The 296-nt window shown below is 53.4% G+C and carries 1 protein-coding gene; it reads right to left on the reverse strand.

The genetic code is table 11. The annotated features are described in order from the left end of the window. The coding region (locus IV91_RS16195) for a hypothetical protein (RefSeq protein ID WP_150112518.1) at window positions 1-296 on the reverse strand (296 nt) is incomplete at both ends.

Raw genomic sequence — 296 nt, forward strand, 5'->3', positions numbered from 1 at the left:
GTTGAATCCGTCATTCCGCTGGTTGAGCCAGTCCCCATGCTGGTCCGGGGTAACGGTTTGCCACCGTTGTTGCTCAGTGATCCCTGCAATACTGCCAAACTCGATGAGTTTGCCCAGTTTTTCCTCGCGGGTCAGGTAGTCTCCGATGTCGTGAAAGTAAATCCGGCCCCGCTGTTCCCCGTTTGGATTTTTGACCAGCAATGAGATGGCAATGGGCGCACGGCTCCCCATCCCAAAAACGTTATCTTTTTCCTTGCGTCGTAATTCTCCTGCCGTTCGAGCATTCCCCCTCAAAT

Source organism: Ferrovum myxofaciens (assembly GCF_000735045.1).
GTDB lineage: Bacteria > Pseudomonadota > Gammaproteobacteria > Burkholderiales > Ferrovaceae > Ferrovum > Ferrovum myxofaciens.